The organism is Rickettsia endosymbiont of Lasioglossum villosulum (assembly GCF_964026455.1).
Lineage (GTDB): Bacteria > Pseudomonadota > Alphaproteobacteria > Rickettsiales > Rickettsiaceae > Rickettsia.
This window is the reverse complement of record NZ_OZ032152.1, coordinates 767,786-784,462: the sequence shown is the minus strand read 5'-3', so window position 1 is coordinate 784,462 and position 16,677 is coordinate 767,786. Positions and strand designations below refer to the sequence as shown.

Below are 16,677 nucleotides of genomic sequence, written 5' to 3'. Positions count from 1 at the left end.
GTTTATCATTTTTTAAAGCCATTGCCACCCATCTTACTTGCCCACCACAATAGGGACGAAGCTAGCAGCAATGTTAATAAGAACAGATTACCAAATATCACCTCGAGTCCAAATTTTACAATAACTTCAACTAATCCACCTTTACCTGCAGCAATTATATATTCATTAATTTCTCGCTGCTTTTTCCTCTCTAAAACATCCTCTACTAATTGAACGGTAAAATTATGGTCATACTTTAAACCTGATTCACCATATTTTTGCTCAAACTCTTCCTTGGTTAATTTGTTATTGTAAGTTTCGAAATATTTAGCAATATCCCGTAACTCAGGTTCAATAATATGTTTTGGGTTAAAAGCTCGCCATAGACTTGAACTATCTGCATAAGCTTGTCGGCAAGCTGCCCGCCAGACATCTAGTTTACTGCTGCCTAACAAATCCAAGACACTATTAGTTCTAAAACTCGGTATTAAGATAGAATAGTAAAGTGATTGATTATTTGCGTAGTAACGTGATTGGTCATTTGAGTATACTTCCTCATTTTGAAACTTTATTTCTTGAGGATAAGTTTTTTTGAATACTTTCTCTCTTAATAACTCCTTTTTTAATCTAGGACTTTGTTCTTTGGTATTAGGATACTCATTTAATGATTGATTCGATTCTTGAAATGGACGCATTACTATGTGTAATTTTTGCTGAGTACTTGCTGAATTCTGGATTGGAGAATATAACTCTAGCATTGATCCCATAGTGAGTTTTAATGATGGGCTTTTATTCTCATATGCCCCTAATTCAATTGTAAAGTATGAATCATTGCTAGATTGATTTATATTTAAAATAATAGTTATATTAGTACTTGTATTAGGACTTATCACTTTTGGTAGTAATATAGATTTACCAGTTTTGGCACTCGGTAGGTTACTACCCTCAGCTTTACAGGTACTAATTAATATTAATTGTGCTAATAAAATATTTAATAATGATATTATCCTTGAGTTCATATGTAATTTCCTCATTGATGAATTAAGATTTTATAAATAACCTGGGGAAGCTTTAGGCTTCTGTGATAGTATCTCTTATTTCATCAAGATTTTTAATCATTTTTTATAAGTAATTCTTAGTTAGTCCAGCAATGCTAAATTGAATTGAGATCAGAGGAATATGTTGGTAAATACAGAGAGTACATCCCTTTCTTTCAATACTTCCTTGATTTTAATAGCTAAATTAGGCACTGACTTAATAATAATTTTAGTCACTGTCTCTAGTTCAACACTGCTATAATAAATTTTACAAAAAAATCACTAATAGTGGAAAAAACCGCTGTACTTCTAGGATTAATGAGGATATGTGTGAAGATAACACTACGTGGGGTGGTGTTAAGCACCGAGGTTAGAAGCAACAATCATCAAATTTTTAAATCTAACCTCAGTGTCTATTTTTCAAACACAAAAAACAGGGGTCGATTGTATGACGAGCAATGTCAAAAATCAACAACAAAATGATTCAACAAATGAAAAAATAAATAATATCACTAATATTGCTGCACAAATACTTGGAGAAGTTTTGCAGAGCAATAATATAACTTATATAGAACTTATCGAAGTTCATATAGGTTTAGAAGGAATGGAAATACTTGGTAAAGTTTTAGAACATAATAAGCTTATAACCGCAATACGTCTTTGCAACAACGATATTGACCTTGAGGAACTAAGTCTGCTTATCAAACTGTTAGAGAATAATCATAGTTTGATTAATATAGATATTGAATATAACAATATTGGGGTTCAAGGACTAATTATACTAGATGAATTTCTAGAAAATAATAAAACCATAAAGCAAATAAGTCTTAGAGGCAATGATATTGGTGATGAGGGAGCGGATATACTGGCAGACCTTCTAACAAATAATGAAATTATAAAGCAAGTGGATATCTGTAGCAATAATATTAGTGATAAAGGAGCAATCATACTAGCAAGACTTCTAAAGAATAATAACACTATAAAGACAATATGTCTCAATAATAATATTATTAGTGATGTTGGGATTGTCCAGCTTGTTAAAGCTTTGGAAACTAACAGAACCATCAGCCAAATAAACCTCAGCTATAATAATATTACTGACAATGGAGCAATAGCACTGATAGGACTTCTAGAGTCTAATAATAAAATTACAAGCAAAATAATAATAGATTTCACAGATTTTGAGAATGCAAATATTAGTTATCAAGTAGAAGAGCTGTTAATTGAGACTCTAGAAAGTCACAACAAAAAACTGGAGGTATAATTTTAAAAATATTTATCTTTTTTTAAATAGTAAATATATTGATGTGGTTAAAAAGCTATCTATTACACCAAAAAAGATTATATTTTGCTTGCAACAATATCACGGTACTCAAATAAAAGCCTAAATGTTATAGAAAAGATTTCTTGTATATAGGTGAATTTGCAAAATTCTTTTTGCAATATCTGTGCCTATTGTATAATCTGCATTATAGATAGCTGCATTACAAATATATGAAAACTGTTTTACCTGAACGCTCCCTGATAATTCAAGAAAGACTTGATAATATTGTCAGAGAGATTCTGAATGTATCAAAGCACAAGATTGCGATGATTATTTTATTTGGCTCGTATGCAAGGGGCGATTGGGTACAAGATGAGTATAAAAAAGGTCACATTACCTACAGTTATCAAAGTGACTTTGATATTATGTTGGTGATGAAGAAAGGTAAATATGCCGGTCTTGCTGGCTTATCCATAGAAGATAAAATAGAAAAAAGGCTAGAAAGAAAATCATTAAGAAGTCCTTTTGAGTTATGGGTAACTTTGGTGCTAGAATCAATCAAGACGGTAAATAGTCAGTTAGAGAAGGGGCATTATTTCTTTTCTGATATAAAAAAAGAAGGAATTCTTTTATATGATAGTGGTGAGTTTCAGCTGGCGGAAGCTAAAAACTTACCATGGGAAGAAAGAAGACAAATAGCTAAAGAAGATTATAAATACTGGTTTGGAAAAGGCAAAAGTTTTTTTATTGATTGTAAATATCCATTAAAAAGGGAAGATTTTAGTAAAAGTGCTTTTGAGTTACACCAAGCTACCGAAAGTTTTTATAATGCTATCCTGTTAGTTTTTTCTGGCTATAAGCCAAAGTTACACGACATCAGAAAATTAGGTAGTATAGCCGGAAATTACAACGAAGAATTATGGCAAATATTTCCTCATTCCAGCATTGAACAAAGGCAATGTTTTAGATTACTTGAACAGGCTTATATTGAAGCTCGCTATAACAAAGATTATAAGATAACTAAAGAACAGCTACTTTACCTTATCGATAGAGTTAAAAAATTAAAAACAGTGACGGAAAAAATTTGCTTGGAAAGGATTAATAAAGAGGTAATTTAAGCTCCTTAATATAGACAAAGTAAGTCCATAAACGCAATGATCTATAAGTTTGAGGTATTGGAACGTGTAGTAGTGTTGTTATGAACTATTATAACAATTTTTGTGGTGTTGAATTACTAGTATATTAATTGCTGTATCTACTATTTGATAAATCACTCTATAATCACCAATTCTGAGGGAGCGGCAACCTTTGAGGCTATGTTTTAAAGGTTTACCAAATTTTATTGGATCAGATAATAACTTTTTTTCAATGGTTATCTTGATTAAAGATTTGACTGGTGTAGAAAGCTTAGGGATATCCTTGTGTATAACTTGATCTGAATAGAGAAGATTATACATTATTTCCAAGTGTCCGTATGACTAATCCATTCCCTAGTATTACCTATCCTTTCATCTGCTAATTTAGCTAATATTTTGTCCTCTTGGAGTTCTAGACTAGTTATAATAAGGTCTTTTGCTACTTTAGATAGGGATTCATTGTTGATTTTAGCAAGACCTGCAATTTCATCAAATATTTTCTCGTCTAAAGACACTAATAATCGTTTAGCTGCCATAAGATCACTACAACTTATTTGTTATGACTCAATTGTATCATATCTGATACAGAATATCAATAAGGTGATCGATGTAAACAGTGGCATTTGGTTAAGTTTTTAACTTATCTATTTTAAAGCAAACTCATAATAAATCAAAAAGACCCATATTTAGACTTAGAGCGTAATAATTCAAAAACTAGGTCTCCCTATCATAATGATACTAAAAAGCCGTGTAATAGCCTTAAAATAATAAATAGGGGTATCTATGATAAACCACTTGATAAAGTTACTACTGCTATGAGTTAAAACAATTATTTTTACAATAACCAAAAATTATTAATGCTAAAGAAATGTTACACTTGGCTCTAATACTGAGGTTACTTGGATAATTTAATGCAAACTCAACTTGACTCATCCAGTATTTAATCTATCTCTGAATGCATAATACTTTTATCAAAGGGAAAAATATGACAGACAAAGCAACAAAATCAATAATTTTAGTTCGTGTTTCAACAAGGGAGCAAGAAGAAGGGTATTCAATTGAAGCTCAAAAATATAGATTAGTAGAATATTGCCAACGTAAAAATCTTGAAGTTATCGAAATTTTTGAAATTATCGAATCTTCAAGCAGAGGTGATTGCAAACAATTTAAAGAGATGATCAAATTTGCTAAAAGCCATAGAGAAACAATTGCTATAGTTGCTGATAAAGTAGATCGAGTACAAAGAAGAATCTCAGAAATTTCATTACTAGAAGAACCAATAAAAGCTGGTAAAATAGAATTACACTTTAGAACAGAAGGTTATGTAATAAACAAAGATTCTCAATCCCATGCAAGGCTAATGTGGGGGATGAACGTATTAATGGCACAATCTTACGTTGATAGTTTAAGTGATAACGTTAAAAGGAGTCTAGATCATAAATTACGTAAAGGACAATGGATAGGTCCAGCACCCCTTGGTTATCTAAATAGCAGAGACGCAAGTGGCAATAGTATAATAATTCTTGATCAGTCTAGAGCTTTTATTATCAAAAAACTATTTGAAGAATATGCGAGCGGGGTCTATACTCTTAGGTCTATGGTAAACATGGCTAAAGAATTAGGCTTAAGAAGTAAAAAGAATTGTCACCTAAATAAAACTGTTATACATCGTTTAATACAACAACCATTTTATTACGGTGAAATGAGAGTAAAAGGAGAGATGTGGTCACATGGTTATCAACCTATTATAACAAGAGAGATTTTTATGGCATGTAAAGATGTACGTTTAGGCTGGAAGAAGAAGCCATTCAAATATGGTGGGAAAGATTTTCTCTTTAGAGGATTAATCACCTGTGCTGTAACTGGCAAAATGGTAACATCTGAAATTCATAGTAAAACATATCCAAACGGTAAAGTGGATGAATGGACATATTTAGCTACTTGGGATCCACAGAACTTAGACAAGAAAATATATATAAGGGAAGATGAGGTTTTAAAGCAAATAGAAGAGGTTTTTAAAAGAATAGGTATAAGAGACCCGGAAATGCTAAAAGAGACCCTTGCATATCTAAGAAACACTAATGAGCTAAAAAAAGCTGAACATGACCAAGCAACAGCTTCATTAAAGAAAGAACATACCGAAAATGAAAATAGATTAAATTCATTAATAGATTTGCGACTCAATGGAGAACTTAGCACAGAAGAATTTCAAAGAAAAAAACAACAATTAAAAGATCGCCAATATGAAATTGATCGTTTACTGAAAACTTATGATGAAGCAGACGATAAATTTACTGATACTGCTACAACGCTAATAACTCTAGCATCTGAAGCCTATGAAACTTTTAAAGGTTCTGAAATGCCTCAAAAACGTAAAATGATAAATTTCGTATTTCAGAACCTCAAACTGAGGGGCAAAAAACTTGAGACCTCTCTACGTTTTCCGTTCGATATTTTTGAAAAAACGACAACTTGTACCGAATGGCGGAGAGAGAGGGATTCGAACCCTCGATACGGTATGACCCGTATAACGGTTTAGCAAACCGCCGCCTTCGGCCACTCGGCCATCTCTCCATTTATGCAGAACTATTTTATATCAGCTAATTAAAAGAATTTCCAGAGTTATTTTTTCATTTGTATATTTTTTTAAGCATAAAAGTCTTCTCCTAATAATTTACAGTATTTACTAGATTCAAAAGTAATTCCATCAGGATAACACTAATTAATGGGTATATTATCATTTTTAGCTAAACTATCTATTAATTTAATTCTATATCAATTTCTGTATCCAATAAAATTTTTAGATCCTCTTCATCATAAAATGTACTAGCAATATACAATGTACAATCATTTATCTTGCTATAGCCAATACAAAGAAATTGATTTATAAAATATAGTAATTTAACAAATTCATTTAGTTTAAAATTAAAAAGTAGTAAATTACGCCCTTTATCTATAAGAGTGTTTGACTCTGGAAGGCTATAATCTTTAAATAAAAAATAATGAGTTTCACATTCTTTAATTGGTGGCTGCAAAACTTTTTATATGAGTATTAGATCTTTTCCATGAAAATCATCCTGTTTTATTTGATATTCAAATTTCGGTATACTAATGTTTAATATATCAGACTTTAAAAGATATAATTTTAATATCTCTTTTATGGCTTGTACTCTACTTAATTTTAGATCTGGCAAATCTAATATGTGAATATTTTTTAATAGGAAATTAACCTCTGCTGAATTCTTAAATAAAGATTTTGATAATTTTATTATATTTTCTTTATTCGGTTGCAGAGGATAATCTTCTATTAAAAAATTATATAAATTAGCAAAAAACCTAATTTGCAGTTTCATAAGCTTGTAGAAATAGTTTCATCTCTTCTACATTACTTATATTACTTAATTTAAATGGATAGTTGATTTTTCTAAGCATATTTGTTAGCACATTTCCTGCTCCTATTTCTACTATATGGGTGATATCTAGTGTGTTAAATAGCTCTAAAGTTTCACGCCATCTAACTCGTCCGCATATTTGTAAAACCAGATTTTGCTTGATTTCTAAGGGGTCTAACGTAGGTTTTGCGGTATAATTTTGAATTACTGGTATTAGAGGTTTATTAATTACTCTATTATCAAGAGCTATTCGCATTTTCTCCTCTGCCGGCTTCATTAAACTACAGTGAAACGGAGCACTAACTTTTAGCTTTATTGCTTTATAGCCTGCTTCTTTAATAAGGTTAATAGCATAATCGATAGCATCTGCTTTACCACTAATTACAATTTGTCCTTCGATATTATCATTTGCTATTTCACATAAACTTTCTTTTGCTATTGTCTCAAGCTCATCTATGGATATACCGATACAAGCAGCCATAGCACCAAAATTAGCAGGGCAGGCTTCTTGCATGGAGCTGCTGCGTATATGCAGTAATTTCGCTACCGTCTCAATGCTAATACTTTCAGCAGCACATAGAGCAGAGTATTCACCTAAGGAATGACCGGCAACATAATCACAAAGCTGAACTATATTTTTATTAGTCTCGGCTTTTATGGTATTTATTATCGCCATAGATACAGCCATTAATGCTGGCTGTGCATTAGTAGTTAATGTTAATTCTTCCGAAGTAGAATTAAAAATTATATCAGTAAGTTTTCGTTTTAGTGCTTCATCGATTGTTTGGAACGTTTCTTTTGCGGATTTAAAATTATCGTAAAAATCCTTGCCCATGCCAATGGCTTGCGACCCTTGACCTGGAAAGATAAAGGCTGTTTTCATATATTATATTATTGTTAAGATTGAGTTTATTAATAAATGTTATGAATTTTTTCTGAAATAGTCAAATTATTTTAATATCTTAAGTAAACTTTTTCAATTATTGCGTTAAGCTAAAATTTTATATGATTATTAATTATTAGTAGAAAATATAGTTTGATTATTTTCAGCTTAATTATATAATAAATGCATCATAAGTAAATGGTATTGTTTAATGTCACCCCGTGGCGGTATTATTGCGTGGGTTATTTTCCCGTCATTGCGAGGAGCAAAGCTTTGCTGCAATCTTGTGAAACTTCCTGAGATTGCTTCGTCGAAACTTTCAGTTTCTTCTCGCAATGACAACTTTTATTATATACAACAAAACCTCAAATAAATAGGGAGTTAGGTATGAGGTTAAGTAAAGAATTTTTAGACTTTCTAATAAAGCTTCCTAAGGATCATAGAGAATTTAAAGATTATTTTGCAAAGGAAGAAAAAAATATTCAGCTTTTTAAAAATATTAGTGATAAAAATCAGCTAATTGAAGAACTTACATACTCAGGACATTACAGCCAAATAAAAGAAAGCATTCAAGAAATAGAAGCATATTTATTAGGGCAATATTATTAAATTTTTAATTAGTTTAATAAGATATTTAAGTGCAAAAGTAAATTAATACGTAGATCTATATGAAGTTACAATCAAAAATTCAATTTTTTCAAGCTGTCCTTAAAAAACCCGAACTAATTAAAAAATTTGGGAAACCTGCAAATAAAGAATATAATAAATATTTTGAGCCGATAAGGGTGGGAACAAATGCATTATTAGGATATTTATGCAACTTAATAAAAGAAGTTAGGGATTATAGGTAATAGTAATGATTTATATATAACATACGGATGTATCGGGGTATAAAAGGAAATATCAGGTTCATATGAAATTACAAGAGAAATTTAAGTTATTAGAGCCTACAGCTTTCGGTCCATGGCTTGCTGCATTTAAAAAACTTTTTTTGTCGGAAGAATTAGCTCAAGATATAGAACAAATTCAACCGGATGAGCTAAAAGAATATAATACAAAGATTAGTGAGCTTAAAGATGAAAGAACGAAACTTAATTATGAGCTAATACCTACAAATGAAATAAGCAAAGAAATTGCTCAATTAGAAAAAAAAGCAAAAAATGTTCCCTGTAAAGCATTACTTATTCTATCAAACAAGGTGATAGAGGTTAATGATAATGTAGTAGCTACCGGCGGGGATGTACGAAGAGTGGATAAATATAAAGCAAATATTAATTTATCATTTAATGAAATTTGTAATAAGCAAATGGAAGATTTTTATAAGCTTGTTACACAACTCCCAGAAAATTGTAACGAATGGAATAATTATCTTCTGAAATTAGAAAAGGATAAAGGTTATAACCCAGCTGAGGCTGTCAAAAAGGTAGTTGATATAAATAGATTGGTTAAAAAGTTTGAGCAATCTTCAAATAAAGAATATCATAATAATTTCAAATTAGTAGAAGAAGGAACAAATAAATTATTAGATTATATTGATCATTTACCTTAAGAAGTGCCACTTACCGGTCAAGAAGAATCGCATATTATAGCACATATGTAATATTTAAATAGGGCTGTAAATTATGTCAGATTTTATAACTGATACGAAATTATACGAAATAGCGATTGCTAATAAACAGCATGTAGAAGATAGACGTGACGAGATAAATAATTACTATATTTCTTTATTTGCGGCTCTTGTTGCATCTATGCCATTTATTGAAAAAATCACTACGAACGTTGCCGAGTGCAATACTAATTATATTACAAAACTTTCACTCATTATTTTAGCATTAATAGGTTTAATACTTGCTATTACATGGGCATCAAATTTAAAACATACTGTATCTTATTTAAAGAGCCTTGATAAAATAATAATATAGATTTGGAGCAGAAATACAATAAGCCGTTTATAACAAATATTGTAAGGGATTTAGAGCGTAGTAAAACCCTGCAAAGAGTCACTAAACATCAGTTAGTTATACCTTACACTTTTATATCAATTTTTTCTTTAATTATCATATATTCAGTAATTCAAATAATTTAGGTTGAAATTAAAATATATTTTAAATTAGATGATATAAGAGTTATTTCACGAAAAGAGTTAGCAAAAGATGAAGAGCTAAGATTTTTATTTAAAGATAAACTAGAGAAGCTTGCTACCGAATTTCTATCAGAAGCTAAAAAAGACATAGAAGCACTGCATGAAATATTATGCGATGAAGATGCAAATAGTAAAAAAGAACATAGATTATACGTATATATGCTATCTGACCAAGCCAAAAAGCAAGATACCCAAAATCTTATTTATGTAAAATCTCCTTATAAATTTAGTAAAAATGAGCTTGAAACATTAGATATCTATGTCCATCTTGCCCAATTACTTAATACTAACGCAGAGTAGAGTAGGGGGGTTACCTACCATACAAACATTGATATTTAACGCAAAATATGCTAAAGTAATATTATAAAATTTAGCCAAAATAGCGATAATTAATATGTATAAAGTTAATCCAAGAGTAGATTTAGCATTTAAAAAAATTTTTGGAGTAGAATAGAATAAGGATTTATTGATATCGCTTATTAATTCTATAGTTAGTGAAAAAGATCAAGTAAAAGACGTAACGCTTCTTAATCCATATAATCCAAAGAATTTTTTAAATGATAAACTTTCTGTTTTAGATATTAAAGCCAAAGGTGAAAGCGGCAAAATGTTTAATATCGAAATACAGATAACGGATGAAGCTGATTATGATAAGCGAGCTTTGTACTATTGGGCAAAATTATATGCAGGGCAATTAAAAGAAGGTTCTAGATATTCAGAATTAAACAAGACTATAGGAATTCATATACTTAATTTTAACGGTATTATAAATATTGATAAATATCATAATATATTTCAGTTAAAAGAAGACGAGAGTGGTATTAAATATTTTAAAGATATGGAGCTGCATACGATAGAACTTAATAAGTTTGCAGATAAAGTTAAAGCGGAATTATCCGACATAGTAAAGAAAGTAAAGAATGCATTAGATATATGGGTTGCATTTCTAACACGTAATGACCTGTTAAATAAAGATAAACTTCCAAAAGAACTAAATAGTAAAGAGCTAAAGAAAGCATTAAATGTGCTTGAAGTAATAAATTTAAGCGATGAAGAAAGAGAAGATACGAGAATCGCTTGAATTGGCTTAGAATTGAAGCTAGTACCGTTAAAAGAGCCGAGGAAAGAGGAAGAGAAGAAAGAAATATAGAAATAGCAAAAAGAATGTTAATTAAAAAAAGATCCGTAGAAGAAATTCATGAAATTACTGAATTATCTATAGAGGAAATAGGGAAACTAAAAGCAGAAATAAAGGCTTAAGTTACTCTAATTATATGATTACTTTTCATCAATTCTTTTCTTAACTATGTTATAATTCTTCATTAGATAATTAAATTCTGCACCATAAATAAATATCATATTAATAATATAGAAAAATATTAGTGTAACTATTATACTACCAAGAGATCCATACATTAAATTTAGCTGGTTATAATAAACTATATAAGTTGAAAGTAAGTAACCGCTTATTACCCATAATATTACTGTTAATAAAGCTCCTGGAAATACATCTATAAAGTTTAGTTTTACATTAGGTAGTATATAATATAAAGAGGAGGCTCCTAGAAATAGTAAAACTAAGATTAAAACATATCTTATAAAATTTAAAATATTTTTATATTGTTCTATAGTTTCTAATAATACTGGAATTTTTGTGAAAACTATTGGAATAAATACTAAAAGAAACATAGTGAAAGTAATTAAAATACTAATTACAAGGAATTGTAAAATACTAAGTAATCGTCTTCTTATATAAGGGGGAGGGGACTTAATCTCATATACACGATTTAGAATGGTTCTTAAGCATTCTACAAAGGAAGAAGCGGTCCAAACACTACCTACAACAGCAAGATTCATTAAACTCTGCGGCGGTACACTTAATAATTCTTTTATTCTTTTTTCGATCGATTCCGTTGCTCGCTCTGGCATACTTTCTAAAAAAATTTGTATAAAATTTTGCCCAAGTTCTGAAGCCCCTAAAAAGCTTGTTAGAGCTAGTAAAAATACTAAGAATGGAAAAATAGATAAAAGTACCATGAATGACATATATCCGGAATGTTCGACTCCATCATGCTCTATTGTTTTAAATAATGCAACATAAAGACAATTAAATATTTTTTTCATTAAAATCAATTTCCAAAATTAGTTAAAATGTTACTTGTATAAAAAAAGATTAGAAACATTTAGTATATTAATATATAAATTAAATTTGTCTTTAAAATTTACTAAATAATTACAAAAAACTTAAAAAATGTTATTTTTTAGTTGTATATGATATTGAAATGTGTTATTATTTCCACTAATAATTGTATAAGTTTAATATTATATAATTATTAATAACTATAGTATAGTAGTTATTGAAATAATTATAAATATATAAAATAACCAAGGAGAAGAGAATGGCTAGAAAAAATGATATAATACAAAAAATCGATAGTTTTATAGGAAAGAAAATCTATTCCTTAAGGCTAGCAAAAGGATTATCTCGTCAACAACTTGCAGAAGTAATTGACGTTACCCATCAGCAATTACAAAAATACGAAAGAGCGATTAATAGAATTTCCGTAGGAAGACTCGTATTAATTGCCGAAGCATTAGATAGAAACATTGATTATTTCTTTGAAGGATTAGAAGAGGCAAATAAGCCACAACCTGTGCATACTCAACATCAACGTATGTGTATTGAAGTTTCAAGAAATTTCATGAAAATTCAAAGTACAGATGAGCAACAAGCTATTAATAATCTAGTAAAATGTTTAGCTGGAAAAGATAAATTAAAAACATAAGGATAAGAGTTTTCAATCTTATCCTTTTTCCATCTTTCAAACCTTGCAAAAATAATAGGCGTTGGTTCAAAAATTTATTATGGTTATTTTCCATAATATAGATTATAGAACAATCTTATATTATTAGGTAAATTCTTGTTCTGTTTCAAAATTTTGAGTTTTATTCTCGGTTAATTCATTATTTCTATTTAATTCTTTTGATTTATTTCTTTCTAAATATTTTTCAATTTTTTCAGAAACATAATCAATATATCCCTATCTATTAGCTCATTGTCCCTAAGATCAAGGTTAGTTATAGAATTATTTATTCCAATAGCTTTAAGTATATATGTAAATAAGTAATTTAGAAATTAGTTGGCTGGGACGGGAGGATTCGAACCTCCGGATGACGATACCAAAAACCGTTGCCTTACCACTTGGCGACGTCCCAATGTATGAATTTGCTGTGTTGATGTCATTCCCGCATAGGCAAGAATCCAGAAAAATAATAAAAAATACTAGTACTAGTATTTTTACTGGATCCCGTGGACAAGCCACGGGATGACACCGATGTTTGAGTTGACACTTGTGCGTATTACACAATATGTGACATAGTTATAGACTTTATACCAATAAATAGTAGAAACGTCAATTACAATAATAGCTATAAAAATAATAATAATGTTTTATATAATTTATTTCATCATTATTAAGCAATTTAACATCAATCAATTCCTTAGCATAAGGCACTAAGCTTAGAGTTTCGAACTCTAGCCAGCCATTATTTTCTTTTACATATATTAAATTTTCAATCCTGATACCATATTCCCCAGGAATATAAAACCCTGGTTCGTTGGATAAAATCATACCAGCTTGCAAAATCGTTTTATTACGGAGATTTATACTTTGCGGTCCTTCGTGAACGCTTAAGAAGCTTCCAACCCCATGCCCTGTGCCATGAGGATAATCCAGTTCGTCTTGCCATAAATATTGCCGTGCTAAGATATCAAGATTTGCTCCCGTAATGATATTTTTAGGAAATTTGGCTTTAGCTAGAGCAATATGCCCTTTAAGCACCTGCGTATAACGCTTTTTCTGCTCATCAGTAGCAGTACCTATTGTAATTGTTCTTGTTATATCAGTAGTAGCACCCTTATATTGACCGCCTGAATCGATAAGCAATATCCCCTGCTCTTCAATCTTCTTAGCGGTTTTAGCATCAGCTCTATAATGAATGATTGCACTATTTTCCCTAAAGCCACAAATAGCCGGAAAACTATCTGAAACATAGCCCTCCTGCTTTGCTCTATATTCGGTAAGTTTTAGACCGAGAGTATATTCGTTTAATATTTTGTCATAGCTCACAGTCGTAGACTGCGTGGCAATCTCCTCATATTTTCCTGAGATTGCTTCGTCAACGCTTTGCATCTTCTCGCAATGACGAGTACTTTCCTCCAAATCAGCAAAAAACTCGCATAAAGCCACTGCATCTTTAATATGAAAATCTATTGCATGCTTAATTTCTACTTCATTTTTACAGGCTTTAAGCATTAAGCAAGGATCTTTAATTTTATGTACTTTTTTATCCGCTATCAAATCCATTATATGAATAGATGCTATGCTGTCATCGATAAAAATATTATCCTGATCTTTTAAAATATTCTCAAATTCTTCTTCAGGTAAAATCGTTATTTCAGGGCGTTCTTCAATAATTTCAGGGCTAATTCTTGCAGGATTAATAAATAGATACAACTTTTTAGGAGTGATTATCACTTTAGCAAACATTAGAGGCGTATAAGCAACATCGCTAGCCCGCATATTTAATAGCCAGCATATAGAAGAGCTATCTAGGAGGATTAAAGCATATTCTTCGGTATCTATTTTTCTGGATTCCGTGGGTAAACTACGGGATGACGTGTTACGGCATTTATCAATCTTCTCTATATGTGAGACACCTGCAAACTGAATGTCATGTAAATAAACTTGAGAATTTGGCTCTTGAGGCTGGTTTTGCCAAATTTTATCAATTAGATTACCTTTGATTTTCTGTAGATTGTCATCCCATGGTTTATCCACGGAATCCAATAGATTAGCTATAGCAGGGTAAGTAAATAATTCTGGATCATACCCTGCTCTACTTAAATAATTTTTCCAAGCAAATTTAGATATGTCCTTTAAGTCAAAAATCTTAAAAAGCTGCGGGTTAAGTTCTTTACGTGCTTGTTCTAAATACCTACCATCAGTAAAGAATAACACTATATCTTTGCATATAACAGCTATACCATTCGAGCCAGTAAAACCTGTAATATATTCAAGCCTTTTAGCATACTCAGGTACATACTCGCTCATATATTTATCATTAGACGGAACTATATAACCATCTATGCTATATTCTTTAAACAAACTTCTTAGCGAATTAATACGTCCTTTTACCATAAACTTTTTTTTATTACCCACTATCATTTAGTTGCTTGTTCGGCTTTGTTGCGTGGCTCGAAAAATGCCCTGTATGTCATTTCTAGCTAAAAGCGGGATACCTAAGCTTTTAATTTTAAAACTTGCTGCTTTTATGTTTATTTTTCTGGATTCCCGCTTCTACGCAGTAGTGTCCGGAAAAAAATAAACGTTGTTATTATTGGGTTTTTTCGTCATTGCGAGAAGAATTACAATTTTTCTGGATTGCCAAGCGGTCTACGACCGCTCGCAATGACGGTTTTAATAATACTCCAATTTTTTCCGGACACTATTGTGCTTCTGCGGGAATGACATCGAATAAAAACTGTCCGGTACTATAGATTTATTCACGGAGTCCATTTTTCAGGATTCCGCAGATACAAGCAACTAAATAACGTGTAAGCATATTGTATTTAATAAAATATTAAAACTAATAAATAAGAAAATAATAAGATAAATAGTAGAGAAATATGGAATCGGGATGGTTTTTCCTGCATGGATCAGTTCCCTCTGTCATGCCATGGCAGCATTGTTGCGTAGATCGAAAAATGCCCTAAGGTAGTCATACCGTGGCTTGGGAACTAGATCCAGAAAATAATAAAAAATACTAATATTATATTTTTTAGCTGGATTGCTTCGTCAATTACTTCGTAATTTCCTCGCAATGACGGAAAAACTGATTCACGTGGGCAATGCCATCACGGGGTGACAAAGGAAAAATTGAAAATTTGAGCCGTAGCGGTCAAAGACCGCCTGGCAATAGATAGGATTAGATTAGAAATTTACTCGTACTTTTAAACTACCTGAATGTGCTTCGTACTTCTTAGCAAAAGTAGCAGTATAATTAATGCCGTATTCCATCATGTTGTGTTTTAATGAAAGACCGACACCTAAATTATAATCTACTTTATTACTCTTAAAGTTAATTGTTGGTAAAGTTTCATCTATACCTTGCAATTGAGCATTAACACTAGGAGTTTTATTTTTCAGAGAATAATTAACAAAGCTATATAATTCAGGTGTTATAGTTAACTTACCTTGATTTATATTTTTAAATGTTCTAACTCCTAATGTGCTGCTTAACTTATTATAATGTTTCTTCGCAACATTTAAATTCTGAAAGTTAGTTCCAGTTTCTTTATATCCAGAATCTTTAATTAAAGAACCTGTCATACCTAAACTTGGTGTAATATAGATGTCATTACTTGTATGATAATTATATCCTAAAGACACGCTACCGCTATATAAATGTGATTTATATTTGCTTGATGCTACTTCGTTACTATTACGTACATTTTTACCTCTTATAACACTTTCTGCATAAGATATAGTACCATCTACAAACCAATTATAATTTGGTATATTATATGAACCATATAATGAGAACATATTAGTTCTGGCTTTGTCTACATTACCTGCATTTTGATTTTGCGGCTTTATGCTTGTATAAGCGTTAGTATACGCTAAACCAAGAAGTAGATTATCGTTTATTAAGGTATCAACACCTATAGTATTACTATGCCCTTTTGTTTTATAACCACTAAAATATTCTGCTGTCTTATTACTTGTTTTATCTTTACTGTGACTAATTGATGCCCTAGCCCATACGCCATGTTGCCATGTA

General features: G+C 30.7%; 19 protein-coding genes, 2 tRNA genes and 1 pseudogene. 10 read left to right on the top strand and 12 right to left on the bottom strand.

Annotated elements, in window-relative coordinates; translation table 11 throughout:
* Nucleotides 1-5: 5 nt before the first annotated feature.
* A complete protein-coding gene (locus AAGD49_RS03915) occupies nt 6-998 on the bottom strand; it encodes a hypothetical protein (RefSeq protein ID WP_341787997.1) in 993 nt (330 codons plus the stop codon).
* A gap of 466 nt (nt 999-1,464) precedes the next feature.
* On the opposite strand from AAGD49_RS03915, the gene AAGD49_RS03910 reads away from it, so the two are divergent.
* A complete protein-coding gene (locus AAGD49_RS03910; protein WP_341787996.1) occupies nt 1,465-2,280 on the top strand; it encodes a hypothetical protein in 816 nt (271 codons plus the stop codon).
* A gap of 230 nt (nt 2,281-2,510) precedes the next feature.
* Nucleotides 2,511-3,398, top strand: coding sequence for a HEPN domain-containing protein (locus AAGD49_RS03905; RefSeq protein ID WP_341787995.1), 888 nt, complete (start codon nt 2,511-2,513; stop codon nt 3,396-3,398).
* Between the two features lie 78 nt (nt 3,399-3,476).
* Here the strand turns inward: AAGD49_RS03905 and AAGD49_RS03900 are convergent, their stop codons facing one another.
* Entirely contained in the window at nt 3,477-3,737 is a 261-nt protein-coding gene (locus AAGD49_RS03900) for a type II toxin-antitoxin system RelE/ParE family toxin (protein WP_341787994.1), read from the bottom strand.
* Complete coding sequence (locus AAGD49_RS03895; protein WP_341761650.1) at nt 3,737-3,952, bottom strand: hypothetical protein; 216 nt, start codon at nt 3,950-3,952, stop codon at nt 3,737-3,739. Before AAGD49_RS03895 ends, AAGD49_RS03900 begins: the two co-directional genes overlap by 1 nt.
* Nucleotides 3,953-4,371: 419 nt before the next feature.
* Between AAGD49_RS03895 and AAGD49_RS07570 the strand changes: the two are divergent.
* Nucleotides 4,372-5,136: pseudogene (locus AAGD49_RS07570) on the top strand (recombinase family protein); the annotation flags it as partial.
* A 762-nt stretch (nt 5,137-5,898) separates the two neighbouring features.
* Here AAGD49_RS07570 and AAGD49_RS03890 read toward each other — a convergent pair.
* From AAGD49_RS03890 to AAGD49_RS03870, 5 genes are all read right to left on the bottom strand, one after another.
* Nucleotides 5,899-5,990: transfer RNA gene (locus AAGD49_RS03890), tRNA-Ser, on the bottom strand.
* Nucleotides 5,991-6,175: 185 nt separating this feature from the next.
* A complete protein-coding gene (locus AAGD49_RS03885) occupies nt 6,176-6,451 on the bottom strand; it encodes a hypothetical protein (protein ID WP_341787993.1) in 276 nt (91 codons plus the stop codon).
* A gap of 6 nt (nt 6,452-6,457) precedes the next feature.
* On the bottom strand, nt 6,458-6,769 hold the full coding sequence (locus AAGD49_RS03880; protein ID WP_341787992.1) for a hypothetical protein: 312 nt from the start codon (nt 6,767-6,769) through the stop codon (nt 6,458-6,460).
* Nucleotides 6,753-7,691, bottom strand: coding sequence for an ACP S-malonyltransferase (gene fabD / locus AAGD49_RS03875; RefSeq protein WP_341787991.1), 939 nt, complete (start codon nt 7,689-7,691; stop codon nt 6,753-6,755). The genes AAGD49_RS03880 and fabD overlap by 17 nt, the downstream gene beginning before the upstream one ends.
* Nucleotides 7,692-7,859: 168 nt before the next feature.
* On the bottom strand, nt 7,860-8,027 hold the full coding sequence (locus AAGD49_RS03870) for a hypothetical protein (protein WP_341787990.1): 168 nt from the start codon (nt 8,025-8,027) through the stop codon (nt 7,860-7,862).
* Nucleotides 8,028-8,078: 51 nt separating this feature from the next.
* Here AAGD49_RS03870 and AAGD49_RS03865 point away from each other — a divergent pair, with 51 nt between their 5' ends.
* The 6 genes from AAGD49_RS03865 (at nt 8,079) to AAGD49_RS03840 (ending at nt 11,094) form a co-directional block, all read left to right on the top strand.
* On the top strand, nt 8,079-8,300 hold the full coding sequence (locus AAGD49_RS03865; RefSeq protein WP_341787989.1) for a hypothetical protein: 222 nt from the start codon (nt 8,079-8,081) through the stop codon (nt 8,298-8,300).
* Between the two features lie 304 nt (nt 8,301-8,604).
* A complete protein-coding gene (locus tag AAGD49_RS03860; RefSeq protein WP_341787988.1) occupies nt 8,605-9,240 on the top strand; it encodes a hypothetical protein in 636 nt (211 codons plus the stop codon).
* A gap of 73 nt (nt 9,241-9,313) precedes the next feature.
* A complete protein-coding gene (locus AAGD49_RS03855; protein ID WP_341787987.1) occupies nt 9,314-9,613 on the top strand; it encodes a hypothetical protein in 300 nt (99 codons plus the stop codon).
* 380 nt (nt 9,614-9,993) lie between these two features.
* Nucleotides 9,994-10,134, top strand: a complete 141-nt coding sequence (locus tag AAGD49_RS03850; RefSeq protein ID WP_341787986.1) for a hypothetical protein — start codon at nt 9,994-9,996, stop codon at nt 10,132-10,134.
* Between the two features lie 166 nt (nt 10,135-10,300).
* A complete protein-coding gene (locus tag AAGD49_RS03845; protein WP_341787985.1) occupies nt 10,301-10,915 on the top strand; it encodes an Rpn family recombination-promoting nuclease/putative transposase in 615 nt (204 codons plus the stop codon).
* On the top strand, nt 10,912-11,094 hold the full coding sequence (locus AAGD49_RS03840; protein WP_341787984.1) for a hypothetical protein: 183 nt from the start codon (nt 10,912-10,914) through the stop codon (nt 11,092-11,094). Before AAGD49_RS03845 ends, AAGD49_RS03840 begins: the two co-directional genes overlap by 4 nt.
* Nucleotides 11,095-11,112: 18 nt before the next feature.
* Here AAGD49_RS03840 and AAGD49_RS03835 read toward each other — a convergent pair whose 3' ends face one another.
* On the bottom strand, nt 11,113-11,958 hold the full coding sequence (locus AAGD49_RS03835; protein WP_068042189.1) for a YihY/virulence factor BrkB family protein: 846 nt from the start codon (nt 11,956-11,958) through the stop codon (nt 11,113-11,115).
* A 275-nt stretch (nt 11,959-12,233) separates the two neighbouring features.
* Between AAGD49_RS03835 and AAGD49_RS03830 the strand changes: the two genes are divergently transcribed.
* The gene (locus AAGD49_RS03830) at nt 12,234-12,620 is read left to right on the top strand and encodes a helix-turn-helix transcriptional regulator (RefSeq protein WP_341787983.1); all 387 of its coding nucleotides are present in this window, start codon (nt 12,234-12,236) and stop codon (nt 12,618-12,620) included.
* Between the two features lie 355 nt (nt 12,621-12,975).
* On the opposite strand, the gene AAGD49_RS03825 is transcribed toward AAGD49_RS03830, so the two are convergent.
* From AAGD49_RS03825 to AAGD49_RS03815, 3 genes are all read right to left on the bottom strand, one after another.
* Nucleotides 12,976-13,050 (bottom strand) — tRNA-Gln (locus tag AAGD49_RS03825).
* Between the two features lie 197 nt (nt 13,051-13,247).
* Nucleotides 13,248-15,035, bottom strand: a complete 1,788-nt coding sequence (locus AAGD49_RS03820; protein WP_341787982.1) for a M24B family metallopeptidase — start codon at nt 15,033-15,035, stop codon at nt 13,248-13,250.
* A 792-nt stretch (nt 15,036-15,827) separates the two neighbouring features.
* Nucleotides 15,828-16,643: an autotransporter outer membrane beta-barrel domain-containing protein gene (locus AAGD49_RS03815; RefSeq protein WP_341789221.1), complete on the bottom strand. Its 816-nt coding sequence runs from the start codon at nt 16,641-16,643 to the stop codon at nt 15,828-15,830.
* Nucleotides 16,644-16,677 lie beyond the last annotated feature (34 nt).